Source organism: Sporosarcina psychrophila, from assembly GCF_001590685.1.
Lineage (GTDB): Bacteria > Bacillota > Bacilli > Bacillales_A > Planococcaceae > Sporosarcina > Sporosarcina psychrophila.
This window is the reverse complement of the sequence record NZ_CP014616.1, coordinates 3,335,652-3,360,911: the sequence shown is the minus strand read 5'-3', so window position 1 is coordinate 3,360,911 and position 25,260 is coordinate 3,335,652. Positions and strand designations below refer to the sequence as shown.

Below are 25,260 nucleotides of genomic sequence, written 5' to 3'. Positions count from 1 at the left end.
GGGGAAATGTGTGAATGGCATTAGAACAAAGAAAATTCCAGACGTCAGCTATACGTGAACTTGAAACACCAGTAGTTCCAAGAAAACAGCCTCAAATACGACCTTCTCGAAAAGTCTTTTCTGCCGGGGAGAAATTCCTGTTCGTGCTGTTTGCAACAATCCTTGTCCTATTCTCAACAATGATTTTACATACACAAGCACAAATTAATGATACAAACAGGGAAGTGCAGTTGCTTGGAAAGGATGTTTCAGAAACAACAAAACAAAATATGGAATTGTCCATCCAAGTGAAAGAAAAGTCTACATATGATCGGATATGGAAGAAAGCGAAGGAACTTGGCCTGAATCCAAACGAGAACAACGTAAAGGTTGTGCCTGGACAATGAAAAAAAAGTTTCGATTCCAATGGGGAGCCTTTCTGATGTTTTTGGTATACGGAGGGCTCTTTTTCCTTTTGTTTGGAAGAATATTATTCATTCAAGCAACAGGACAAGCGGAAGGAAAAGTGATGGCGACGCTTGCAGAGTCGAAATACGCAAGAGAATCGGTATTGAAAGCGGATCGGGGGACGATTGTCGATCGTAACGGAGAGCTAATCGCCTCCGATACGTTGAGTTACCGGCTCATTGCCGTATTGAGTAAAGATGCAAGCAAAGGCTCGAAAAAACCGTTGCATATCACTGATATTGAAAAAACTGCAGAAGTACTTGCCGAATATTTACCACTTGAAAAAGATGCAATTGTATCTCGCCTGACAAATGTGAAAGCAGAAACATATCAAGTGGAATTCGGGAAGGCTGGCCGTGATATTAATCACGAAACGGTTATGGCGATTAAAAAGCAGAAACTACCTGGACTCCTTTTCATTGAAGACCAAACAAGATATTATCCGAATGGCGTTTTTGCATCGTATTTAATTGGCTTTGCGATGAAAGAAGAAGATAGTGAAAGAAATGTAACTACTGTTGGGAAAATGGGTTTGGAGAAAACCTATAATAAAGAGTTAAATGGCACTGACGGCAAAGTAGATTTCAAATCAGATGGCTTCGGTTTCATGTTACCGAAAGCAGAAGAAGCAATTGTCGCTGCCAAAGACGGTTATGAAATTCAGTTGACTCTCGACAAGACCATTCAAAACTTCATGGAAGATGCAATGAATCGTGTTGAAAGCGAATATTCACCCAAAAAAATACTCGCTGTAGTAGCGGATCCAAAAACGGGCAAAATATTAGCAATGAGTCAGCGTCCTGCATTTCACCCATCTACCCGTGAAGGGCTTACGGAGAACTGGTTGAATCAGGCTGTAGAAACGACAATCGAACCGGGCTCTACGACTAAAATGTTTACAGTTGCTGCGGCGATTGAAGAAAAAAAGTGGGTTCCAACCGACTTCTTTAAATCGGGACAGTATACACTTTATGATCGAACAATACGCGACCATAATATTACAGGCTGGGGCTACATTTCATTCCTTGAAGGTTTCCAAAGGTCTTCGAACGTCTCGATGGCTTATTTACTGGAACGGATGGGTGATAAAACATATATTGAGTATTTACGGAAGTTTGGATTTGGAGAAAAGACTGGAATTGATTTACCGAATGAAGCACCAGGAAGAATTTTAGATACGTATCCAATCGAAAGATTGACAACTGCTTTTGGCCAAGGATCAACGGTCACGCTAATGCAGATGATGCAAGCAGCAACAGCAATCGCTAATGATGGTGTCATGATGAAACCTTATGTGATCGATAAAATTACCGATCCGAATACGGGGAAAATCATAAAAGATCAGAAGCCGGAGGAACAAGGAAGTCCAGTTTCAGCCAAAACAGCAAAAGAAGTAAGGAAATTACTTGCTTCGACAGTTACCTCTAAGTATGGAACCGGTAAAAAATTTGCTCTTAATGGCTATACAGTAGGCGGTAAAACAGGTACTGCCGAAATTCCGAATCCATCGGGTAATGGCTATTTAGCTGGACACGGAAATTATTTGTACTCATTTCTCGGTATGGCACCTGCAGAAGATCCACAGTTACTAACATATGTGATTGTCCAGCAGCCGAAGCTGAAAGCAGGAGAAATCGGTTCTGATCCGGTTTCGAAACTGTTCACCTCTATTATGGATAACAGTTTGCGCTATATGAATATTGTACCGAGTGGAGAAGACATAGTTGAGCCGACTGTCATTCGTGACTACACAGGGAAAGATTCGGCCGATGCAATTGTAAAATTGCAAGAAGACGGCTTTGTCCCTGAAATCATTGGTGAGGGTGGGGAAATCGATATACAATATCCATATGCCGGTACGAAACTCGTAGAAGGCTCGGTCGTCCTATTGCATACAAAAGGTGTAACCGCATTGCCTGACTTTACTGGATGGTCGAAAAAAATGGTGCTTTCGTATAAAATGTTATCTGGGCTTGATTTACGGCTTAACGGAGATGGGTATGTAACTGAGCAAAGCCTGTCAAAAGGGTCTGTAATCGGGCTAGAAGAGCCAGTTGTCATTAAGTTGCAGTCGCCATCAGAAATCTATAAACCCGTAGAGGAAGACACCGAGGAAGAGGACGTTGTAGGTGGCTAACGAATAGCCGTCCATGTCACATCATACGTTGATAGAAAAACGAGAGGTGTGTAACCGCTGCGGACGTTTATACAATTGCAATCTAAAAAAAGGTTACGAGCAGTATTTATCATATTTCTAATCTGTCTAGGGATGGTTGTTGCAAAGTTATTCCATGTACAAATCATTGACCATGAATTGCTGAAAGGTCGCGCGGAAGCGAACTGGGATCGTGAAATCCCATTCGGTGGAGTACGCGGGGATATTGTTGATCGAAATGGTGATTTGATTGTCGGCAATAGATTGGCGCCGACACTTTATTTCATGCCATCTCAAAATCGAGAAGTGAAAAGTGCAGCGACTGCGCTTGCAAGTATTCTAAATGTAGATGCAGCCAAGCTAGAAGAGAAAATGGCAAAAAGAGAAGTTATGGTTAAAATAGCGCCTGAAGGAAAAAATATTACCAAAGAGCAGGCGGATGAAATAGCCCTCCTGCAAATAGATGGATTATATACAGGCGTTGATTTCGCAAGGCATTATCCGAACGGAGAGCTACTATCAAGATTGGTAGGTTTTACGGGTTATGATGGTAATGGATTGGCAGGCATTGAATACGCATACGATGAAATTCTAAAAGGAACGGGCGATAGGATTCGTTTATATACGGATGCTAAAGGAATTCCGCTTCCGCATGTGGACGACGGTTTTAAAACCGGGGACAAAGGTGCGTCTGTTGAGTTGACAATCGATTTACGTATGCAGGAGATTGTTGAGCGTGAAATGTTGCAGGCGATGGAAAAGTATGATGCCACTCAAGCACTGGCGATTGTCATGAACCCTAAAACAGGCGAATTGCTGTCGATTGCCTCCGCACCGACTTTTCACCCTGCGGAATATCAAAACGTAGACCCAAGCATTTACAATCGTAACTTACCTGTTTGGATGACTTTCGAGCCGGGTTCGACATTCAAAATTCTAACGCTTGCCGCGGGACTTGAAGAAAAGGTCATTGATCTTCATAAAGAGCATTTTTATGATCCAGGTTATGTAATGATTGGAAAAGCTAGATTACGTTGTTGGAAAAGAGAAGGACATAAGGATCAGACTTTTCTCGAAGTCGTTGAAAATTCATGCAACCCGGGATTTGTTGAAATCGGGCAGCGATTAGGGCCGAAAAAGTTAAGCAAATATATCAAGGACTTCGGTTTTGGAGAATCAACAGGATCAGGAATTGCAGGCGAATCAAAAGGGATTCTTTTTTCTGAAAAAAACTTTGGACCTGTCGAACAAGCGACAACCGCATTTGGTCAAGGGATTTCAGTGACACCGATTCAGCAAGTTCAAGCAGTTGCAGCAGCGATAAATGGCGGTTATCTTTATCGTCCGTATATCGTGAAGGAAATTACAGATGATAAGGGAAAGACACTTCAATCATTTGGTCCGGAAATGCAGCGACAGGTAATCAGTGAGGAAACATCTAAGCAAGTAAGGGAAGCGCTAGAATCGGTTGTTGCAAATGGTTCGGGCCGTAATGCGTTTACAGATGGACTGCGTGTTGGCGGAAAGACTGGTACCGCACAAAAGGTTGTCGATGGTGTTTATAAAGACGGTGATTATATCGTTTCGTTTATCGGGTTTGCACCAGCAGATGATCCCGAGTTACTCGTCTATATTGCAATTGATAGTCCGAAAAACTCCATTCAGTTCGGAGGCGTCATAGCAGCGCCTATAGTAGGTCGAATCATTGAAGAAATTGCCCCGCTAGCTGGCATTACGAGTAGGGAAGGGCAAATTGAAAAAGAATATAGATGGGGCGATTCATTAACACATCGGGTCCCGGATCTGACAGGAATGACAAAAGGGAAAATCACTAGCCAATTGTATACGTATCGTATCGAATGGCACGGTTCCGGGGAACAAGTGAAATACCAGTTACCTGTAGCTGAAACATTAATCACGGTTGATGATGTTATTCACGTTTACACTGAATAACCATTTAAATGCAAAGTCTGGTACAGCGCAAATAAGTTGCTGCATCAGAAGTTAGAAGGAGAAAAATATTATGACACTTGTCACTACATTGACGGCCATTGTGGTCGCGTTTATCATTTCAACATTATTGGGATTTGTTATTATTCCAGCCCTTAGGAGATTGAAGTTTGGGCAGAGTATCCGTGAGGAAGGTCCCAAAGCCCATCAGAAAAAGGCAGGTACACCTACGATGGGCGGGCTTATTTTCATCGGTTCAATTATCATTTCGACGCTTGCCCTTTCGTACATATATGACGTGCTGACGACACAGACGATTGTCTTGTTACTCGTTCTTGTAGGTTTTGGCATCATCGGTTTTCTAGATGATTTTATAATCGTCGTCTTGAAAAGGAATCTTGGGCTGACATCTATTCAAAAGCTGATTGGCCAAATTATCGTTGCGGTTGCTGCATTCTTCCTTTTGAAGTTAGGACCGTTCGATACTGCGGTACAAATTCCTTTCACAGAATTTGAAATTGAGCTTGGTGTATTCTATGTTGCATTCCTCGTTTTTTGGCTTGTCGGATTTTCCAATGCAGTAAATCTATCTGATGGATTGGATGGACTTGTTGCGGGGACATCATCTATCGCTTTTGCCGCATTTGGAGTTCATGCTCTTATATACGGACAACATGATATTGCGGTCTTTGCCTTTGTAGTTACAGGAGCAATGCTTGGTTTTTTAGTTTTCAATGTCAAGCCTGCAAAAGTTTTCATGGGGGATACAGGATCCTTAGCACTAGGTGGGGCACTCGCGATGATTTCGGTTTTGATTAAACAAGAATTCCTACTTGTCATCATTGGAATTGTTTATGTCATTGAAACGCTTTCTGTTATTATCCAAGTCATTAGTTTCAAAACGACGGGTAAACGGGTATTTAAAATGAGTCCGATTCACCATCATTTTGAATTATCGGGTTGGTCCGAGTGGAAAATTGTTATTGTTTTTTGGGGAGTCGCGTTTTTGGCGGCAATAGTCCCTGTCTTGTTGGAGGTGTTGTAAGTGAAAAATGCCAATCAGTTTAACGGAATGAAAATACTTGTTCTGGGTCTGGCGAAGAGTGGCTGTGCTGCATCATCGCTATTACATGCATCTGGTGCTCATGTAACGGTTAATGATGCATCACCTGAAGCAGGTAATGAAGAAGCGGCAGAGCTTCGCTCGAAAGGTATCCGTGTTATATGTGGTGGTCATCCTGCTGATATTCTTGACGCTGGATATGACATCGTTGTGAAAAATCCAGGCATCCCCTACAGTAATTCAGTTATTGTGGAAGCAATCGGCAAAGGAATTCCGGTGTGGACAGAAATTGAACTTGCTTCTAGGATAAGTGAAGCACCAATTGTAGGGATTACAGGATCGAACGGTAAAACAACAACAACAACGTTGCTGTACCATATGCTTAATATTGGCAATAAGCACCCACTAATCGCGGGAAATATTGGGACGGTCTCTTGTACTGTTGCCGAAAAAGCTACGCAAGACAACATCATCGTCCTTGAGGCCTCGTCCTTTCAACTAATGGGGATCGATACGTTCCAACCTAAAATAGCCATTTGGACGAATTTGTATGATGCACATCTCGATTATCATGGAACTTCTGAAGCGTACGCGGTGGCAAAATATGGCATCACAAAAAATCAAACAGCAGAAGATTACTTTATATATAACGATGATCAGCCGAAACTTCGAAAGTATGCTGCTCGTTCATCTGCTGTGAAAGTTCCTTTTTCTTTGACTGGAATGAAAGAAAACGGTATATCGGCTGATGATGAGCAAATATACTGGAATGGGAAACCTTATGTATTGCGATCCGTCATAAAGTTGCCGGGACAACATAATCTTGAAAACATTCTTGCTGCAACTGCGGCAGCAATTCTTTTAGGTTGTGACAAAAAAGCAATTGAGAGCGTGTTAAGTTCCTTTACTGGTGTTCGGCACCGGATGCAATTCGTTAAGGAATTACAAGGCCGGAAGTTTTACAATGACTCAAAAGCAACGAATACGCTAGCTACGAAAAGTGCATTAGCTGCGTTTGATGTACCGACTATTCTAATTGCTGGTGGATTGGATCGAGGCCAGTCATTTGAAGAGTTGCGCCCCTACATGAGTGATGTAAAAGCAGTCGTCGCTGTGGGAGAAACAGCCGGGAAGTTTGCGGAATTTGCAGCGTCATGCGGTATCGAAATCATTATGATGGCAGAAGATGTACAGGACGCTGTGCGAAAAGCTTATCCGCTTACTGTAGCGGGAGATATTATCCTGCTTTCACCCGCCTGTGCCAGTTGGGATCAGTACCCAAGTTTCGAAGCCAGGGGCGATCAGTTTATAGAAGCGGTTATGGAACTATAAGTCTCACCGGTGTTCGTTAAATACGGTATATAAACTAGCGTAGGCGCCTTACAGGGGGAGTCGAAGCAATAAGACTGCCAGTGATTTTCGGTCCGGCTTATTGTGGGAGGCATCCCCTAGCGCCAAGCGTTGTTGGTAGGATTCTTTATTTCAACATATCTATATAGTCATTTAGTTGATTCAGCAAATTTGCGGAAGGATGCGTTCACTGGAAGCTAAGTTGAAAACGTCATTTATCGTTTCTGCCGTAGCGCTATCATTCATCGGATTGGCTTTTGTCCATTCCGCCGGTTCGTATTGGGGGGCGGTGCATTATGCCGACTCCTCTCCGTTTATCGTGAAACAAGCAATTTATATGGCGGTGTCAATCGGCATTGCACTTGTAATTATGAAAAGCCCTCTGACATCGAGTCCGAAAACATGGACATTTGTATATTGGATGACAATCTTGTTACTCGTTGCTGTCCTTATTCCGGGGGTTGGCGCAATGCGGAACGGATCACAAAGCTGGATTGCACTTGGCCCGTTCAGTATTCAACCAGCCGAGTTCGTCAAAGTTGCACTTATTGGGAAACTGGCGTGCAGCTTGGACAAAATTCAAGGAAAAGGTATTTTTCAGTTTAGCCACTTTGGACTGATTCTGCTACCTGCTGCTCTTATCATGTTGCAACCCGATCTTGGTTCCGCTGTTATTATGATTGTCTCTGCGTTCGTTATTCTATTCATTGCAGGATACCCACTAAAATTTTTCGCATTTCTTGGTTTTGCTGGAATAGGTGCTTTTGTTGCATTAATTGCCGCGGCTCCTTACAGATTGGATCGCATCAAATCGTATATCGACCCATGGAGTGATCCTCTTGGTAAGGGCTTCCAAGGAATTCAGTCGTTGTTTGCGATTGCGCCCGGAGGATTGGTTGGTCATGGTTACGGCAATAGCCGTCAGAAGTATCTCTATTTGCCCGAACCACAAAATGACTTTATTTTTTCGATTATCGCGGAAGAATCAGGATTCATTGGGGCGACGTTGGTATTGTTGCTGTTTACCGTTTTATTGGCATCAACTTTCGGAATCGCAATCAGAACGAAAGGACGATATGCATTTCTGATGGTTGCAGGCATGGGTTCAATGATCATTTTTCAAACATTTTTGAATGTCGGCGTGGTATCAGGGCTTTTGCCTGTAACGGGCGTCACATTGCCTTTTATAAGCTATGGCGGCTCATCTTTGATGACGACGTGGATAGCGGCAGGGACCATCATGCATTTTACAGTGGGCAAAAAAACGAGTTGATAGAGGAGGGGCAAAATGGACAAAGTCATTGACATCGAAGAGCGAATTCCATCCTTGCGGGAAAAGCGTCGCAGAAAAACAAATAAAAAATTCCTGTTCATGTTGACTGTGTTTGTTGTTGCACTCCTAGCTATCCTTTATTTTCAATCACCCCTTAGTAAGCTAGAGACGATTAAGGTTAGCGGTGCCGTTCTACATGAGCAGGCATTTTATGAAGAAAAAAGTGGTTTAACAATAGACAACTCTCTTTGGAGCTTCAGTACCGGTGACATCGAAGAATCTATGGAGAAAATTGAAGGCGTACAAAAGGTATCGGTGTCACGGGAATGGTTTAGGAATATTGAAATCGTAATTACCGAATGGAAGACGATTGCCTATCTTGAAGACGGGGGACAATATAGTTTACTGTTAGAAAGTGGGGAAACGTTCCCAACCGGGATGTTGTTGCCTGAGGCTGAATCGCCTGTCTTAAATAATTTCAAAAATCCTGATACACTGAAGCGGATAACAGCACAGTTGCTGAAACTGGACGACACTGTCTATCACCTGATTTCAGAAATTATTGTTACAGGGGATGAAAAGGATTCGGATAGTATTACGGTCTATATGGACGATGGATTCGAGGTCCGCGCATTCATCTCAACGTTCGCTGAAAAAATGGCTTATTATCCAGATGTAACAGCCCAATTGAATAGTTATGAAAAAGGTGTAATAGATATGGAAGTTGGAACGTTTTTCACTCCTTTTAGTAAGGTATACGGGTTAGTAGAGGAGGAGGAAGAGCCGATTGATGAAGAAGGTGAATGATGCATACAAAAAGAGGGGAAGAAGTATTCTTTTTTCAGTTGTCTTTCTTGTGCTGGGTTTCATCCTCGCGTTTTCATATCGAACCCTCGGCATAAACCAGGAGAACGATAGTACTCAATCGCCTGCATTTAACAAGGAAGAGGATTACCGAGAAGGACTAATCAGTCAGCAGGAACGAAATAAGGAACTGACCGATGAAATCGCCGCCAAGCAGGAAGAGATACGTGAGTATGAACGTTCTTTCTCCATGGGGGAGAAGGATCATGCCAGTCTCGTTGATGAGGCGAAAAATCTTCGCTTGCTGCTTGGTGCAATCCCTGCTATCGGACAAGGTCTCAAAGTTACTTTGAAAGATGCCGATTATGATCCTGTTGAACAGAACCCGAACGATTATATTGTTCATGAAAGTCATATACTTCGGGTCGTCAATGAATTAAGGATTTCAGGAGCGCAAGGATTAGCGATAAATGGACAACGAATTACATCAAACTCTTATATAAAATGCACAGGACCAGTCATTACGGTTGATGGAAGAACTTATCCGGCGCCATTTGTTATAGAGGCGATTGGTGATATGGACGTTCTTTCTTCAGCCTTACATTTAAAAGGTGGTGTGATTGACAGCCTAATCAGGGATAATATCGTGGTCACTACAGAACAATCAAAGGATATTAGGCTGTCGGCTTTGCGCAATGAGAGTTGAGTAATGGTGTAGGGGGTTGGACGGGTGAGAAAAACAATACATTGGAGATTCACGCTGATCTTGCTCCTTGTCGGGTTTATGACTGCCATCCAATTCAATTCGATGAAAAACCCAGAAGAACGAGATACGAGGGACATTTGGGCAATCCGTCAAGACCTGGCAAGTGAAAAGCAGTTCCACTCTGAATTGCTTTCTGAAATTCGGGAGTTGGACAAGACAATACTCACATACAAATCGTTAAATATAGAAAACACTGGGAGGGCGCTAACCCAAACAGTGGACAAGCTCTATCGGCAAGCGGGTGTTACTGACGTTGAAGGACCGGGCATTATTATCAAAGTTCGGCCAGCTGCTGAAAGTGTGGCCTTCGGTGTACCAATCACCGGAATATCTCCAGATCTACTCACTCGTTTTGTCAATGAGTTGAATCGTTTTAAAGGCCTCATTTTTGAAATTGATGGCAAACGATATACGATACTGAGCTCCATCAGAGATATTAATGGAATGACCACTGTGAATGGGTTGAATGTTTCAACACCGCCCTTTTCCATGAAAATCATTTCTCCGACCTTTGCAGACAGTGAAAAAGTATACAATTATTTAGTAGCCTCGGCGATTCACGATGACTTTTATCTGGATGATTTAATCCTTGAAGTTGGAAAACCAGAAATGGCGGTGGAAATCCGCGGTTATCCAGAAAGGCTGGAAAATCAGTTTTTAGAGGAATTGCCGAAAGGGGAATGACTTATGTGGTTACCATTACTTGGTCTTGTACTCGGAATTTCGATGGGTCTATTATCAGACATTCAAATTCCACAGGTATATGAAAATTACTTATCAATTGCTGTACTGGCTGCCCTTGATACGCTATTCGGGGGCATCAGGGCTCATTTACAGCAAGTATACGATGATAAGGTGTTTGTATCTGGATTCTTCTTTAACATAGTACTGGCGGCCGCACTGGCATTTTTAGGAGTGCATCTAGGAGTCGATTTATATCTTGCGGCAATTTTTGCATTCGGTGTAAGGTTATTCCAAAATATCGCCGTTATTAGAAGGATTTTGCTTGTTAAATGGGCAGAGCGAGGGAAAGTTACCAACACAAATGCACATTAATGAAGGGGTTTGAATAAGAGATGTCGAAAATATTTAGACAATGCACTCCCAATGCAATAGAATGGGAGTTAAGAGTTGATTTGGGAGGTGCCAGTAATTGAGCCAATCAGAATTATATGTATCACTTGATATAGGTTCTTCGTCAGTTAAGGTGTTAGTAGGTGAAGTGGATGGCGGATCCTTGCACGTTATCGGAGTTGGCAATGTTCAATCTGCGGGAATTCGGAAAGGGACAATCATCGATATTGATGCAACTGTCCAATCTATCCGAAAAGCGGTTGACCAGGCCGAAAGAATGATAGGGATGCAAATCCGTGAAGTCATTCTGGGCATTCCTGCAAATGGCGTTTCGTTACAGGACGTCAAAGGAGTTGTTGCAGTTAACTCGGAAAATCGTGAAATTACTGATGACGACCTCGATCGGGTTATGAAATCAGCGCAGGTCATGTCAGTTCCACCTGATCGGGAAATCGTTAACATCATTCCGAAACAATTTATTGTTGACGATTATGATGAAATAACGGATCCAAGGGGAATGATCGGTGTCCGGCTTGAAATGGACGGAACGCTTATTACTACATCAAAAACACTTATTCATAATATACTACGCTGCGTGGAACGAGCAGGTCTTGTAATCCAAGAAATCTACTTGCAACCGCTTGCTGCCGGTACGTTTGCTCTGACGAATGATGAAAAGAATCACGGCAGTGCATTTATTGATATCGGTGGTGGTTCTACCACAGTCTCCATTTTTGGCGAAAACCGATTCATGGCGACAGCAGTCATACCAGTTGGCGGGGATCATATTACAAAAGATCTTTCAATTATTTTGAAAACGCCAACTGAACAGGCAAGAAAAATTAAGCATCAGTATGGACATGCTTTCTCAGATGATGCATCGGATGATGAATTGTTTGAAGTACCTGTCATTGGTGCTGATTCAAAAGATCAGTACAGCCAAAGATACATATCGGAAATTATCGGTGTTCGGCTTGAAGAACTTTTTGATCTCGTTCTGGAAGAGCTGTACCGCATGGGCGTACATGATTTACCAGGTGGAGTCGTATTGACCGGTGGTATAACGAAGATGGATGGTATCCTACAATTAGCAAGACATGTGTTGAAAACAAGGGTCCGTATTCATACACCAGAGTATATCGGGGTAAGAGAACCGATGTATGCAACTGCGGTAGGACTTATACGCTATGCACATATGCAAGATTCTTATTTTGGTCATGTCCCTGAGTCAGCGACAGTTTCGGCTTCTGATAATCATACGCCGGCTCCGGTCAACAAGAAAAAGTCAGTAGACCGGAACAAAGAAAAGAAACCTGGTATTTTAGATAAAGCAAAGAAAGTCTTTGACAATTTCTTCGAATGATTCAATGAACAACTGTATGAAATGGACTAGGAGGAGAGACGATGCTAGAATTCGATACGAATGTTGACGCGTTAGCAGTCATCAAAGTAATTGGTGTAGGCGGTGGCGGTAATAATGCTGTAAATAGAATGATTGAACATGGTGTGCAAGGCGTGGAATTTATCGCAGTTAATACAGATGCACAGGCATTAAACCTTTCGACTGCTGAAGTGAAATTACAAATTGGTGGCAAATTGACACGCGGACTTGGGGCAGGTGCGAATCCGGAAGTTGGTAAAAAAGCTGCCGAAGAAAGCAGAGAACAAATCGAAGAAGCATTGCGCGGATCTGATATGGTGTTCGTTACTGCAGGTATGGGCGGTGGAACAGGTACTGGGGCTGCTCCAGTCATCGCACAAATTGCGAAAGATTTGGGTGCTCTGACTGTTGGTGTTGTTACTAGGCCGTTCACTTTTGAAGGACGAAAACGCCAGACACAGGCAATCGGCGGTATAACATCTATGAAAGAATCTGTGGATACACTAATCGTCATACCAAATGATAAATTGCTTGAAATTGTAGATAAAAATACGCCAATGCTCGAAGCTTTCCGTGAAGCCGATAATGTACTACGTCAAGGGGTTCAAGGTATTTCCGACTTGATCGCTGTACCTGGACTTATCAACTTAGACTTTGCAGACGTTAAGACAATCATGTCCAATAAAGGCTCTGCTCTTATGGGAATCGGGATGTCTACGGGAGAAAATCGTGCGGCTGAAGCGGCGAAAAAAGCCATTTCAAGCCCACTACTCGAAACGTCAATCGACGGTGCAAAAGGTGTACTTATGAATATCACAGGCGGTTCAAACTTGAGCCTATTCGAAGTACAGGAAGCTGCAGATATCGTTGCTTCAGCTTCAGATGAAGATGTGAATATGATTTTCGGTTCTGTCATCAATGACAACTTGAAGGATGAAATTATCGTAACAGTCATTGCAACAGGCTTCAGCGAAGAGCAGCTTACCGTATCTCGTCCTGCAAGAAGCCCGGGCTTCGGTGCAAGTCGTACACAACCGCCAACGCGTGAGCAGCAACCGCCAACTCAACAGCCACCAACACGTGAGCGTAGCAGAGAGGAAGCGCCACAGTTCCAACAACCGGAACCAACACGCCAACCTCAAGGTAATCAACAAGATGACACGCTCGATATTCCGACGTTTTTACGCAATCGTCGTCGTTAATAATGATGTAAGACCAAAAGCTTTCCAAAAAGTGCAACCGCGCTTTCTGGAAAGCTTTTTTTACGTTTAGTTAGCTATGAAGTGGATTAGGTGATGTCTGATTATTGTTGGCATGCTGCCCGATCATATAACGTGCTAAGTGATCAAAAAGAATGACTGACCGATCATATAACGTGCCAAACAATCAAAAAAATGCTAACCAATCATATAACGGGCCAAACAATCAAAAAAAATGCTAACCAATCATATAACGAGCCAAGCAATCATAAAGCATGCTGCCCGATCATATTACGAGCGAACCGATCAAAAAGCATGTCTAGCCGATCATATAACGTGCCAAGCAATCAAAAAGCATGTTGACCGATCATATAACAGGCCAAGCAATCAAAAAGCATGTTGACCGATCATATAACAGGCCAAGCAATCAAAAAGCATGTTGACCGATCATATAGCAGGCCAAGCAATCAAAAAAAATGCTAACCAATCATATAACGAGCCAAGCAATCATAAAGCATGCTGCCCGATCATATTACGAGCGAACCAATCAAAAAGCATGTCTAGCCGATCATATAACAGGCCAAGCAATCAAAAAGCATGTCTAACCAATCATATAACAGGCCAACCAATCATATACCCCGATTAACCGATCATATCTCTTCATTCAACTAACTAAAACGCTCGTTATCTAAAATCGAATCCTGTCGATTTCTTTTTTTTGTCTGCCCCTAGTTCCGACAAACATTTTACGCCATAGGTGCTATCGTTGTTGTCAGGGAGGGCGGCTTATGTATGGGGAACTCATTGTAGGAGTGAATATGCTATTCAATTATGCAATTCTTTCATTCGCCAACAAAGTAGGAAACGTACAAGCCGCCCGCGGACGATTATTGTTCGCCTCTTTTGCGGGTGCGATGCCTGTCGTTATTTTTCCATCATCGGTGAGTGTTTTGGTTTTATCTTTTATTTGCATGACTGTTTGCGCTTTTGGAAAGGCTTTTGAGCTGTGGAAAAAATCTGCGACAATGGTTTTGATAGGGGCGGTATTTGCTGGTGGTTTACTAACCGCTTTTCAATATCGCATCCATATGTCCAGTTCAGCGTTTACAGTTCTTGCCTATGCAGTTGTCGCATACATTTCTCTTTATTTCATGAGGAAAAAATGGCTTGATGTCAGAACTGCACGCCATGTTTCCGAGCTTCGTGCTTCTTCAGTTCTCTCTATTTGGGATGCTGAAGTAGAGGTTGATGTATTCGTCGATTCGGGTAACGGTTGCACGGAGCCATTGTCTGGTTCACCAGTCCATTTTGTTTCGTTAAAGGTGCTGGAAAAGCATATACCGGAAGATTTGATGAAGCCTTTGCTTGCTTGGAATCCTCAAGGAACACCTTCAATGTCGGAGTTTCCTGAGGGCTATCACAAACAAATAAGGCTGATTCGGTTAGTAACGGTGCAAGGACAGTCTTGGGCAGTTGGTTTTCGATTCAAGCAATGGGTTTTAGGAGAAGGGAACGTGCTGCAACCTGGTTATATTGTAGTGACAAAGAATGATCGTCGTTATCCGGACGGTGCGGGAGCAATCTTGCATGTATCCGCAATGGAGTCATTAAACGGGGAGAGGGGAACTGCTTATGCTGTATAAATTTAGAAAATGGATGTCGATAATCACTAGCTTTTTTAAAAGGAAAAGCGGCACATACTATATTGGAGGTCATGAGTCCCTTCCAAAGCCGTTGACCCGGGAAGAAGAAGCAATAACAATCCAAGCATTTATGGAAGGCGATATGAACGCGCGTGACAGACTAATTGAAAAAAACCTTCGTCTTGTTGTTTACATTGCACGTCGTTTTGATAACACAAATACACATATTGAAGATCTTATCAGTATAGGTGCAATCGGACTTATAAAGGCAATCGAAACTTTTAAGACCGACAAAAACATCAAGTTAGCCACATATGCATCCCGCTGTATTGAAAATGAGATTCTGATGCATCTTCGAAAAACAAACAAAACACGATCTGAGATTTCTTTTGATGAACCGTTAAATTCAGATGCGGACGGTAATGAATTACTATTATCGGATATTCTTGGCACAGATGAGCATATTATCATTGATGATGTCGAAAGAAAAATCGAGCGCCAGCATATGATTGAAGCAATTACGAGTCTCGATGAACGAGAGCGTTATATTATGGAATGCCGTTTCGGTTTGACGGGACAAGAGGAAATGACACAGAAAGAAGTAGCAGAACTGCTTGGGATTTCTCAATCCTATATTTCACGGCTCGAAAAAAAAATCATCTCGGAACTGCGTGAAAGCTTGAATCATCCGATTGCATAATGGGTGAAATTGGCGATGCGAATTTCCGCATATTCTGGACGACTGCGGACAGACTATCTTGTACAGTCATCTACAGAATGCGGAGGAAAAGCTAATGGTGCGTACAAGAGTTGAAATTTGTGGAATCGATACGTCCGAATTGCCGTTACTCACAAACGACGTGATGAAAGCAACGTTTATCAGGTTACAGAGCGGAGATCATGCAGCAAGGGAAGAGCTCGTCATTGGCAATTTGCGTCTCGTCCTAAGTCTGGTCCAAAGATTCGCATACAGGGGGGAACAAGCGGATGATTTATTTCAAGTCGGATGTATCGGCTTGCTTAAATCAATTGACAACTTCGATTTGAAACATAATGTCAGATTTTCAACATACGCAGTCCCGATGATTATTGGAGAAATTAAAAGACATCTACGTGATCATCATTCAATACGAGTATCAAGATCACTTCGAGATACCGCTTATAAGGCAATAAGAGCGAAAGAGCAGTTCATTAATGATAATCAAAGAGAACCGCGAATATCGGATTTGTCTGAAGCAACAGGTATACCCGCCGATGATATTCTCTTTGCCCTTGATGCAATTCAAGATCCAATGTCCCTTCATGAGCCTATGAACGGTGACGGCGGTGATCCAGTATTTATGATGGATCAAATACAGGACAAAACGGTTTCAGAAGAACGGTGGCTGACGTATGTATCTGTTAAAGAAACTGTATCTAGTATGGATGAAAGACAACAATCAATTCTTTCAAAACGTTTTTATTTGGGACAAACGCAGACCGAAATCGCTAAGGAACTAGGCATTTCACAAGCCCAGATTTCCCGATTGGAGAAGAGTGCAGTTCAAACCATTCGGGAAGGGATGGAACAATAATGATAAATGTAACGCAATGCGCTAACTGCATTGCGTTTTTTCTCGTGCCTATGTGCATATATTCATTGTAAGGAGGGATTTTATGAGGTTTTCAGAAATACAAAAAAAAGAAGTTATCGACGCTACTAAAGGAACGTTCCTTGGATTCGTCCAGGATGCAACAATTGACACTGTAACTGGAAAAGTTGAATCCTTGCACGTAGGTGGTGGAGAACGGAACAGTTTTTTTGATACAAAAGACAAGGATACGAAAAAGGTCAATCTTAAAGAGATTACAACAATCGGTAAAGATATTGTGCTTGTGGGCAAAAAGAATGCAGAAAAATGATTCATTATTGATATGTTCAGCCTAGGTTGGTACAATGAAGTGAAAGATTGAGGAAAAGTAGTGATTATAATGGGAAATCTACAGCAACGAATACAAAAAATCGAACAAGATATACAAGCAACTTGTGACCGCGTAGGTCGAAACAGATCTGAAATTACGGTCGTTGCTGTTACGAAGGAAGTTTCGACAGCAAGAACATCTGCGGTGCTGGAAGAAAACATCCGACATCTTGGCGAAAATCGACCTGAAGGCCTACTAGGGAAACAGGAAACGATACAAAGTGGTGCCATCTGGCATTTCATCGGTAATGTTCAAAGCAGAAAAGTGAAAGAAATCATCAATCGAATTGACTATTTACATTCTGTTGATCGAATGAGTTTGGTTAAGGAAATTCATAAGCGTTCCAATCATGTTGTTGATTGTTTCATTCAAGTGAATGTTTCTGGTGAATCAAGTAAATCAGGTGTAACACCAGCTGAACTTGATAGCTTTATTGAAGATGTGGCGGCTTATGATAAAATTCGAATTATAGGTTTAATGACAATGGCTCCTTTCACAAAGGATATGGATGAGATTCGTTCCGTATTCCGCTCGTTAAGGGAGCTTCGAGACGGCATCTCGGCAAAAAAATTGCCACATGCACCTTGTACTCAATTGTCCATGGGAATGTCAAATGATTTCATTATCGCTATTGAAGAAGGTGCAACTCATGTAAGAATCGGGACTGCACTTGTCGGAGCAGAAAGCGAGGGAGACGTATGAGCATTAAAAACAAGTTTGAGAAATGGTTTTACCTAGACGACGAAGAAAAAGAAGTACAAGAACAGCCACGCCGGGAAGAACAGCGTCCTGCGCAGGAGCAGCCACGCAGCAGAGCACCAATGAGGAAGCAAGTAGCAGGCGAACCACAACAGTCAGCAACGGTTGTCAGCTTGCAAAGTGTCCAGAAGTCTTCCAAAGTTATTCTTATTGAGCCCCGTGTCTATGCTGAGGCGCAAGACATTTCTGAGCACTTGAAAAATAAGCGTGCAGTTGTTGTGAATTTACAGCGAATTGAGCGTGATCAAGGAATTCGAATTGTCGATTTCCTAAGCGGTACTGTTTATGCGCTTGGAGGAGACATCCAGCGAATTGGCACTGATATTTTCCTTTGCGTGCCGGAGAATGTGGAAGTTGCTGGTGCAATCTCCGATTATTTTGAACGATAGAAATTGAATGAGGTGTACCAACAGAATGGAAAATATTTTAGGGTTAATTTATAAAGGAATAACAGGAGCAATATCGATTTACTCAATACTTCTTATTATCTATATACTAATGTCATGGATACCTGCTTCTCGTGAGACTAAGTTTGGTATAATACTTGGAAAGATTACCGAACCTTATTTAGGGTTTTTCAGAAAATTCATTCCACCTCTTGGAATGATTGACATTTCACCAATCGTTGGTATATTTGCGTTGAGGTTTATCTCTGATGGCGTTACAGCAATATTTTTGATGTTGTTATAAAATGATCACGTCGTCCTCACTTATGTGAGGATTTTTCTATAAGGAGCCGGAGAAATGGAAACTATACTGCAGCATTTCAGAAAAGATGAACAGCCTTTCATCGAAATGGCGATTGGCTGGATACGTGAAGTGGAAGATACCTATTCACCAAAACTAACAGGATTCTTGGATCCTAGGCAGCAGCGCATTGTAGAATCTCTTGCGGGCAGTTCGATGCTATTGGTCGGATTGTATGGAGCTTTTCCGGAAGCGGAAAGACGAAGAGTTCTTATCTATCCAGATTATTATGTACCAGAACCAGTCGATTATCGAATAGCTATTTTTGATGTGAAGTATGCTTCTAAGTTTTTGAAACTTGATCACAAGGACATCCTGGGCTCGATGATGTCATTAGGCATTGACCGTTCGAAATTCGGGGACATCCGAGTGGTTGATGATCAAGTCCAGTTTGCAGTCGCAGATGAGTTAAAGGATTATATGACGGCTAATTTTTTATCGATTGGGAAAGCGAAAGTGACGGTTGAAGAAAGTAATCGTCCGGAAGACTGGATAGTCACGACAGATACATGGACAGAAGAAATGCATATCGTTAGTTCATTACGACTCGACGTAGTAACAGCGGCATTAGTAACTATTCCACGCCAAAAAGCGGCGACGCTTGTGCATGGGGAAAAAGTGAAAGTGAATTGGGCTGTTAGAGATCAGCCTGCATTTGAACTTCAAGAGTCAGATATGATATCAATTAGAGGTTCTGGCCGTTTTAAAGTGATCGCAATTGAAGGAAGAACGCGTAAAGATAAGATTCGTCTCGTTGTTGGGAAATTAGAATGACTTGTCCCGCATTAACGGGCAGGCCGACTAAAATCGCCACGTCCTGTGGCAACGTCGGCATTAGTACATCCTGTACGTCATAAGCCCCCAATTTTAAGACTTATCCTTAGCGCGGAAGCGTAAGTGGGGGCAACTGCCCGTAAAAGCCCGATTGGTTCGGGCCAACAGGATGTTGGTCACTCAGATGTTGCCGCAGGACGCGGCGTTCGTAATCTGAGTTCCTTAACAATCAATGGAATGGAACTTCTCCATTGATTGAAGTTTCACTTTATCAGATTATAGTTTGAAAAAGAACTGTTATCTGATGCCTTAACATGTATAATAGAGAATGAATAAGTTAAAGGGGAGATGCTTTAAATGGCTTTATCACCACTTGATATACATAATAAAGAATTTGCCAATAAGTTTCGTGGATATGATGAAGATGAAGTAAATGAGTTTTTGGAACAAATCATGAAAGATTTTGAAAATATACTTGAAGAAAACAAAACATTGAAAAGCAATTTGAAACAATCAGAAGAACAGGTCTCCCATTTTAACTCAATCGAGCAAACGCTACAAAAATCGATTCTTATCGCTCAGGAAGCTGCGGAAGACGTTCGTCGCAACTCTATGAAAGAATCGAAATTGATTGTCAAGGAAGCAGAAAAAAATGCGGATCGAATTGTCAATGAGGCACTTTCCCGCGCGCGTAGAATTTCTGTGGAAATTGAAGATCTTAAGAAACAGTCGAAGGTTTTCCGTACACGTTTCAAAATGCTCATTGAAGCGCAACTTGATCTGATTCAGTCAGATGATTGGGACGTTTTACTTGAGTATGAAATCGATGCGGAGCGTTTAGAAATGGCAGCCGACCTGGATTCATAAGGAAACTTGACTTTAGTCTTAATTCACACATATACTTATAGGAATATATTTAGAACAGGCGTTGAAAGAGAAAGTACCTTCCAAATCTGAGAATAGCGAGCCGGGGGCGGTGGAAGCCCGGTCAACGGATTGGAAATGAAAATCACTCTCGAGCTGGATTGCGGAGTAATTTACGTGATCCCGGAAACACCCCGTTATGGTGTCTGAGTGGTAGCAAATTCGTTTGCTACAAGTAGGGTGGTAACGCGAGAATAATTCTTCGTCCCTTTTTAGGGGTGGGGATTTTTTTATTTTTGCCTGTGCCTTGTGTCTACAGGACGTGGCTAAGGCTGCGATCCTTTTGCGCTTTTCTATTTTAAAGGAGGAAAAAACATGGAGTACAAAGATACATTACTTATGCCGAAAACAGAATTCCCGATGAGAGGTAACTTACCTAACAAAGAGCCATTACTGCAAGAAAAATGGGCAGAGATGGACATTTATAAAAAAGTACAGGAACGAACTGCGGGTCGCCCGTTCTTCGTATTACACGATGGTCCTCCATATGCGAATGGTGATCTTCATATGGGTCACGCCATGAACAAAGTATTGAAAGATATGATTGTCCGCCACAAATCAATGACAGGTTTCCACGCGCCATACGTTCCAGGCTGGGATACACATGGACTGCCGATTGAACAGGCATTAGTGAACAAAGGCGTAAAAAGAAAAGAAATGTCAGTAGCAGAATTCCGTAAAATGTGTGAGGAATATGCGCTTGGCCAGATTGACAATCAGCGTAGCCAGTTCAAACGGATTGGTGTACGTGGCGATTGGGATAATCCATATATCACGCTAAAACCAGCTTTTGAGGCGCGTCAAATTCAAGTGTTTGGTGAAATGGCTAAAAAAGGATATATCTATAAAGGATTGAAACCAGTTTATTGGTCACCATCAAGTGAATCTGCACTTGCTGAGGCGGAAATCGAGTACCAGGATAAGAAATCACCATCTATCTATGTTAGTTTCCCTGTGAAAGATGGACTTGGCGTAATTGATGAAGATGTTAACTTCTTAATCTGGACGACAACTCCATGGACGATTCCTGCAAACCTTGGGATTTCTGTCCATCCGGAATTTGAATACGTTATTGTTAAAGCGGGAGAAGAGAAATTCCTTATCGCTAAAGATTTACTTACGTTTGTCGCAGAAGAACTTGGCTGGGAAGACCATGTTGTTGAGTGTGAACTGAAAGGTTCTGAACTCGACCGTGTTGTTGCGAAGCACCCATTGTATGACCGCGATTCGCTTGTTATGCTCGGTGATCATGTTACAGCCGAAGCGGGTACTGGATGTGTCCATACAGCTCCAGGCCACGGGGAAGACGACTTCTACGTGTCTAAATCATATGGTATTGATGCCCTTTCTCCTATCGATGATCGCGGTGTTATGACTGATGAAGCGCCAGGCTTCGAAGGTCTGTTTTATGAAGATGCAAATAAAGCAGTTACAGAGGCACTCGACAAAGTGGGCGCGCTTAAGAAATTATCATTCATCACCCACTCGTATCCACACGATTGGCGCACGAAAAAACCGGTTATTTACCGCGCGACTGCACAATGGTTCGCTTCAATTGAATCGTTCCGTACCGAATTACTTGATGCTATCAAAAATACGAAATTCACACCTTCATGGGGCGAAACAAGATTGTATAACATGGTTCGAGACCGTGGTGACTGGTGTATTTCACGTCAGCGTGTATGGGGTGTTCCAATTCCAGTGTTTTACGCTGAAAACGGTGAACCAATCATTACAGATGAAACAATTGCCAACGTTTCGGAATTGTTCCGTGAAAACGGATCGAATGTCTGGTTCGAACGAGAAGCAAAAGATTTACTGCCAGAAGGTTTCACCCACGAAGGCAGTCCGAACGGAGAGTTTACAAAAGAGACGGACATCATGGACGTTTGGTTCGATTCAGGCTCAACACACCAAGGTGTGCTAGTAGAACGGGATGATCTCGTTTACCCGGCGGACCTGTATCTTGAAGGATCTGACCAATACCGTGGATGGTTTAACTCATCACTCACGACAAGTGTTGCCATCAATGGCCATGCACCATATAAAGGCTTGCTAAGCCATGGTTTCACTCTTGACGGAGAAGGACGTAAAATGAGTAAATCAATCGGGAACGTAATCATTCCCGCAAAAGTAATGAACCAGCTTGGTGCAGACATTCTTCGCCTGTGGGTATCATCTGTTGATTATACAGCGGATGTACGGGTTTCTGATTCTAACTTCAAGCAAGTTTCTGAAGTATATAGAAAAATTCGTAACACACTGCGTTTCCTACACGGCAATACATCAGATTTCAATCCGGCTACAGATGCTGTGGCATTTGAAAATCTTCGTACAGTAGACAAATTTGTCTATGTGAGACTACAGGATTTGATCAAAGAAGTGCGTGAAGCTTATGAAAACTACGAATTCGCTGGTGTTTATCATGCGGTGAATAACTTCTGTACAGGTGAATTAAGCTCGTTCTACCTAGATATCGCCAAAGACGTTGTTTACATCGAAGGTGCAGATCATCCACATCGTCGTGCGATGCAAACAGTGATGTATGAAACGCTGATTACGCTGTTGAAATTGTTAACACCTATTGTGCCGCATACGACAGATGAAATGTGGGCATTTATCGAGCACAAGACCGAAGAAAGTATTCAGCTGACAGATATGCCAGAAGCACAAGATCTGGGACAAGAAGCACAGGCATTGCGTGAGCGTTTCGCAACATTGATGCTTGTTCGTGACGATGTCCTGAAGGCACTGGAAGAAGCGCGTAATAGTAAAATTATCGGGAAATCGCTTGAAGCGAAAGTAACGGTTGCTGTCCCTGAAAAACTGGCAGATGTATTCGCAGCGGATGATATTGACTTCGCACAATTCTTTATCGTATCGAAGTTTGCTGAAGGAGATATCGCTAACATGCCGGAAGGTACTTTGAAACTGGATGCTGTAAGTGTTCTTGTTGAAAATGCAGATGGCGAAAAATGTGAGCGTTGCTGGACGATTTCTGAAACAATCGGCTCAGACGAAACACATCCTACACTATGTACACGTTGTGCAGAAGTTGTAAAAGTGCATTATTCGTAAAATTATCAAACTGTAAGCCGCTGCTGCTGTCTTTATATAAGACTGGTTGCAGCGGCTTTTTAAAAGGTAAGAAAGCATATTTTTTTTTACATGGATCGGTGTCTAGACTCCAGACGCCAGCCCCTGGGCCCCCACGAAGGGGGTCATGCAGTCTTTGCGACAGGAAGTCGCGACTTTAGACTGCCTTCCTTTCGCTTCATTCTTGCTGAAAAGGCATAGTACGCCTTTATCATCAAGACTTCCAGCGCTTGTCGGGGCTAAACGGCGCCTTGCGCTTTTCTTATATTACTCATTTAGCGTTGAAACGCGCTCATATAGGTGTCGATGTGGTAAAATGGAACGTAATCTGTCGGACGGGGGTATTTGGATTGTTCATTTATTACGGATTAGCGGCATTCGTCATTATTTTGGATCAGTTTACGAAATGGCTAGTCGTTAAAAACATGGAGCTCGGCGAAAAAATTAGCATTGCAGATCCTTATTTAGGGCTTCTTTCTCATCGCAACAAGGGAGCCGCTTGGGGTATGCTTGAAGGACAAATGTGGTTATTTTATATTGTCACAGTTGCCGTTGCAATTGGTATTATTTATTTCTTCCATAAAGAAGCGAAAGGGCAACCGCTCTTTGGATTCAGTTTAATGTTTCTTCTTGGTGGTGCGATTGGTAATTTTATCGATCGTCTGTGGCGCAAGGAAGTTGTCGATTTTGTCGATGTCACAATCCCGGTTATCAACTACGATTTTCCAATCTTTAATGTTGCAGATGCAGCGTTAACGGTCGGTGTGATTATGATCATCATTCATATTATTATGGATGAAAAAAAGAACAAGAAAAAGGTGTCGTAATGGAAAAAATAGAAATTGAAATAACTGAAGAACACAAAGGAAGCCGAATAGACAAAGCTTTGTCTGCAGTCAATCCTGAATGGTCACGTACGCAAATTCAATCATGGCTGAAAGACAGCCTTGTTCTAGTAAGCGGAATTCAAGTGAAACCTAATTATAAAGTAAGACTGGGAGATATAGTGACGGTGGAAGAACCTGAACTGGAAGTGCTTGACATGGTTGCTGAGGAATTAAATCTCGATATCGTCTATGAAGATAAGGACGTACTCGTTGTCAATAAAGCGCGTGGCATGGTTGTTCATCCTGCGCCAGGTCATCCATCAGGAACGGTCGTAAATGGTCTTATGCACCACTGCACGGACCTTTCAGGTATTAACGGAGTGGTGCGCCCAGGGATTGTCCATCGTATTGATAAAGATACGTCAGGGCTTTTGATGGTCGCGAAAAATGATAAGGCACATGTATCGTTAGTAGACCAGCTTGTGAACAGGTCAGTAACGCGTGTTTATACTGCACTTGTCCATGGCCATATACCACATGATAATGGAACAATTGACGCGCCAATCGGCCGTGATCAACGGGAACGACAAAATATGGCTATCGTTGATAAAGGAAGGCATGCGGTAACGCACTTCAAAGTAATCGAACGGTTCGGGGATTATACGCTTGTCGAATGCAGATTAGAAACAGGCAGAACGCATCAAATTCGGGTGCATATGAAATATATTGGTTATCCACTTGTTGGAGATCCGAAATATGGACCGAAAAAAACACTTCAATTTAATGGACAAGTATTGCATGCAGGTACGCTCGGTTTTGATCATCCCGTAACAGGTGAGTACTTGGAATTCAACAGTCCTCTACCTGAAGACTTTAAAGACTTGGTTGATGAAGTTAGGAAAAGCGTTGACAAAACAGAAGAGTAAATTGTATACTGAACGAAGCAATTGAATAGCGATACCTTTAACATCAGTCCAGAGAGGCTGGGAAGGTTGCACGGAAGTACAGTCAAACTGCTGCGCGCAGTTTCTATGTACATTTATTTCTGCACGTATACCCTCCCGCC

General features: G+C 42.5%; 24 protein-coding genes and 1 other annotated feature. All 24 genes read left to right on the top strand.

What is annotated here, in order from left to right; genetic code table 11:
- Positions 1 to 14 precede the first annotated feature (14 nt).
- The 24 genes from ftsL to AZE41_RS15935 all read left to right on the top strand — a co-directional run bounded on the left by ftsL (position 15) and on the right by AZE41_RS15935 (position 25,120).
- A complete protein-coding gene (gene ftsL, locus AZE41_RS16050; protein ID WP_067211479.1) occupies positions 15 to 386 on the top strand; it encodes a cell division protein FtsL in 372 nt (123 codons plus the stop codon).
- On the top strand, positions 383 to 2,584 hold the full coding sequence (locus AZE41_RS16045) for a penicillin-binding protein (RefSeq protein WP_231885697.1): 2,202 nt from the start codon (positions 383 to 385) through the stop codon (positions 2,582 to 2,584). The genes ftsL and AZE41_RS16045 overlap by 4 nt, the downstream gene beginning before the upstream one ends.
- 132 nt (positions 2,585 to 2,716) lie before the next feature.
- Positions 2,717 to 4,555 (top strand): penicillin-binding transpeptidase domain-containing protein, encoded by a 1,839-nt coding sequence (locus AZE41_RS16040; RefSeq protein WP_082786648.1) that lies wholly within the window; start codon positions 2,717 to 2,719, stop codon positions 4,553 to 4,555.
- A 70-nt stretch (positions 4,556 to 4,625) separates the two neighbouring features.
- Positions 4,626 to 5,597 (top strand): phospho-N-acetylmuramoyl-pentapeptide-transferase, encoded by a 972-nt coding sequence (mraY, locus tag AZE41_RS16035; protein WP_067211472.1) that lies wholly within the window; start codon positions 4,626 to 4,628, stop codon positions 5,595 to 5,597.
- Entirely contained in the window at positions 5,598 to 6,947 is a 1,350-nt protein-coding gene (gene murD, locus AZE41_RS16030) for a UDP-N-acetylmuramoyl-L-alanine--D-glutamate ligase (protein ID WP_082786646.1), read from the top strand. It begins immediately after the preceding gene.
- 199 nt (positions 6,948 to 7,146) lie between these two features.
- On the top strand, positions 7,147 to 8,238 hold the full coding sequence (gene ftsW / locus AZE41_RS16025) for a putative lipid II flippase FtsW (RefSeq protein ID WP_067211470.1): 1,092 nt from the start codon (positions 7,147 to 7,149) through the stop codon (positions 8,236 to 8,238).
- A 15-nt stretch (positions 8,239 to 8,253) separates the two neighbouring features.
- On the top strand, positions 8,254 to 9,045 hold the full coding sequence (locus AZE41_RS16020) for a cell division protein FtsQ/DivIB (protein WP_067211468.1): 792 nt from the start codon (positions 8,254 to 8,256) through the stop codon (positions 9,043 to 9,045).
- Positions 9,029 to 9,748, top strand: a complete 720-nt coding sequence (locus tag AZE41_RS16015) for a DUF881 domain-containing protein (RefSeq protein ID WP_067214023.1) — start codon at positions 9,029 to 9,031, stop codon at positions 9,746 to 9,748. Before AZE41_RS16020 ends, AZE41_RS16015 begins: the two co-directional genes overlap by 17 nt.
- Before the next feature lie 24 nt (positions 9,749 to 9,772).
- Positions 9,773 to 10,492, top strand: coding sequence for a DUF881 domain-containing protein (locus tag AZE41_RS16010; RefSeq protein WP_067211465.1), 720 nt, complete (start codon positions 9,773 to 9,775; stop codon positions 10,490 to 10,492).
- Positions 10,493 to 10,495: 3 nt separating this feature from the next.
- The gene (locus tag AZE41_RS16005; RefSeq protein ID WP_067211463.1) at positions 10,496 to 10,864 is read left to right on the top strand and encodes a small basic family protein; all 369 of its coding nucleotides are present in this window, start codon (positions 10,496 to 10,498) and stop codon (positions 10,862 to 10,864) included.
- A gap of 97 nt (positions 10,865 to 10,961) precedes the next feature.
- Entirely contained in the window at positions 10,962 to 12,245 is a 1,284-nt protein-coding gene (gene ftsA / locus AZE41_RS16000; protein WP_067211461.1) for a cell division protein FtsA, read from the top strand.
- 41 nt (positions 12,246 to 12,286) lie between these two features.
- Complete coding sequence (gene ftsZ, locus AZE41_RS15995) at positions 12,287 to 13,465, top strand: cell division protein FtsZ (protein ID WP_067211458.1); 1,179 nt, start codon at positions 12,287 to 12,289, stop codon at positions 13,463 to 13,465.
- A gap of 785 nt (positions 13,466 to 14,250) precedes the next feature.
- On the top strand, positions 14,251 to 15,105 hold the full coding sequence (locus AZE41_RS15990) for a sigma-E processing peptidase SpoIIGA (protein WP_067211455.1): 855 nt from the start codon (positions 14,251 to 14,253) through the stop codon (positions 15,103 to 15,105).
- Positions 15,095 to 15,805 (top strand): RNA polymerase sporulation sigma factor SigE, encoded by a 711-nt coding sequence (sigE, locus tag AZE41_RS15985; protein ID WP_082786644.1) that lies wholly within the window; start codon positions 15,095 to 15,097, stop codon positions 15,803 to 15,805. Before AZE41_RS15990 ends, sigE begins: the two co-directional genes overlap by 11 nt.
- A 94-nt stretch (positions 15,806 to 15,899) precedes the next feature.
- Positions 15,900 to 16,679, top strand: coding sequence for an RNA polymerase sporulation sigma factor SigG (sigG, locus tag AZE41_RS15980; protein ID WP_067211453.1), 780 nt, complete (start codon positions 15,900 to 15,902; stop codon positions 16,677 to 16,679).
- 82 nt (positions 16,680 to 16,761) lie between these two features.
- Positions 16,762 to 17,007 (top strand): PRC-barrel domain-containing protein, encoded by a 246-nt coding sequence (locus AZE41_RS15975; RefSeq protein ID WP_067211451.1) that lies wholly within the window; start codon positions 16,762 to 16,764, stop codon positions 17,005 to 17,007.
- 69 nt (positions 17,008 to 17,076) lie between these two features.
- Positions 17,077 to 17,769: a YggS family pyridoxal phosphate-dependent enzyme gene (locus AZE41_RS15970; protein ID WP_067214021.1), complete on the top strand. Its 693-nt coding sequence runs from the start codon at positions 17,077 to 17,079 to the stop codon at positions 17,767 to 17,769.
- Positions 17,766 to 18,215: a cell division protein SepF gene (locus AZE41_RS15965; RefSeq protein WP_067211448.1), complete on the top strand. Its 450-nt coding sequence runs from the start codon at positions 17,766 to 17,768 to the stop codon at positions 18,213 to 18,215. The genes AZE41_RS15970 and AZE41_RS15965 overlap by 4 nt, the downstream gene beginning before the upstream one ends.
- A 25-nt stretch (positions 18,216 to 18,240) precedes the next feature.
- Positions 18,241 to 18,516, top strand: coding sequence for a YggT family protein (locus AZE41_RS15960; RefSeq protein ID WP_067211446.1), 276 nt, complete (start codon positions 18,241 to 18,243; stop codon positions 18,514 to 18,516).
- Positions 18,517 to 18,570: 54 nt separating this feature from the next.
- A complete protein-coding gene (locus AZE41_RS15955) occupies positions 18,571 to 19,347 on the top strand; it encodes a YlmH family RNA-binding protein (RefSeq protein WP_067211443.1) in 777 nt (258 codons plus the stop codon).
- Between the two features lie 357 nt (positions 19,348 to 19,704).
- Complete coding sequence (locus AZE41_RS15950; RefSeq protein ID WP_067211441.1) at positions 19,705 to 20,214, top strand: DivIVA domain-containing protein; 510 nt, start codon at positions 19,705 to 19,707, stop codon at positions 20,212 to 20,214.
- 52 nt (positions 20,215 to 20,266) lie between these two features.
- Positions 20,267 to 20,484, top strand: a binding site (T-box leader).
- A gap of 102 nt (positions 20,485 to 20,586) precedes the next feature.
- On the top strand, positions 20,587 to 23,349 hold the full coding sequence (gene ileS / locus AZE41_RS15945) for an isoleucine--tRNA ligase (RefSeq protein ID WP_067211438.1): 2,763 nt from the start codon (positions 20,587 to 20,589) through the stop codon (positions 23,347 to 23,349).
- Between the two features lie 368 nt (positions 23,350 to 23,717).
- A complete protein-coding gene (gene lspA / locus AZE41_RS15940; RefSeq protein WP_067211436.1) occupies positions 23,718 to 24,194 on the top strand; it encodes a signal peptidase II in 477 nt (158 codons plus the stop codon).
- Entirely contained in the window at positions 24,194 to 25,120 is a 927-nt protein-coding gene (locus AZE41_RS15935; RefSeq protein ID WP_067211434.1) for an RluA family pseudouridine synthase, read from the top strand. The genes lspA and AZE41_RS15935 overlap by 1 nt, the downstream gene beginning before the upstream one ends.
- The last annotated feature ends 140 nt before the right edge of the window (positions 25,121 to 25,260 follow it).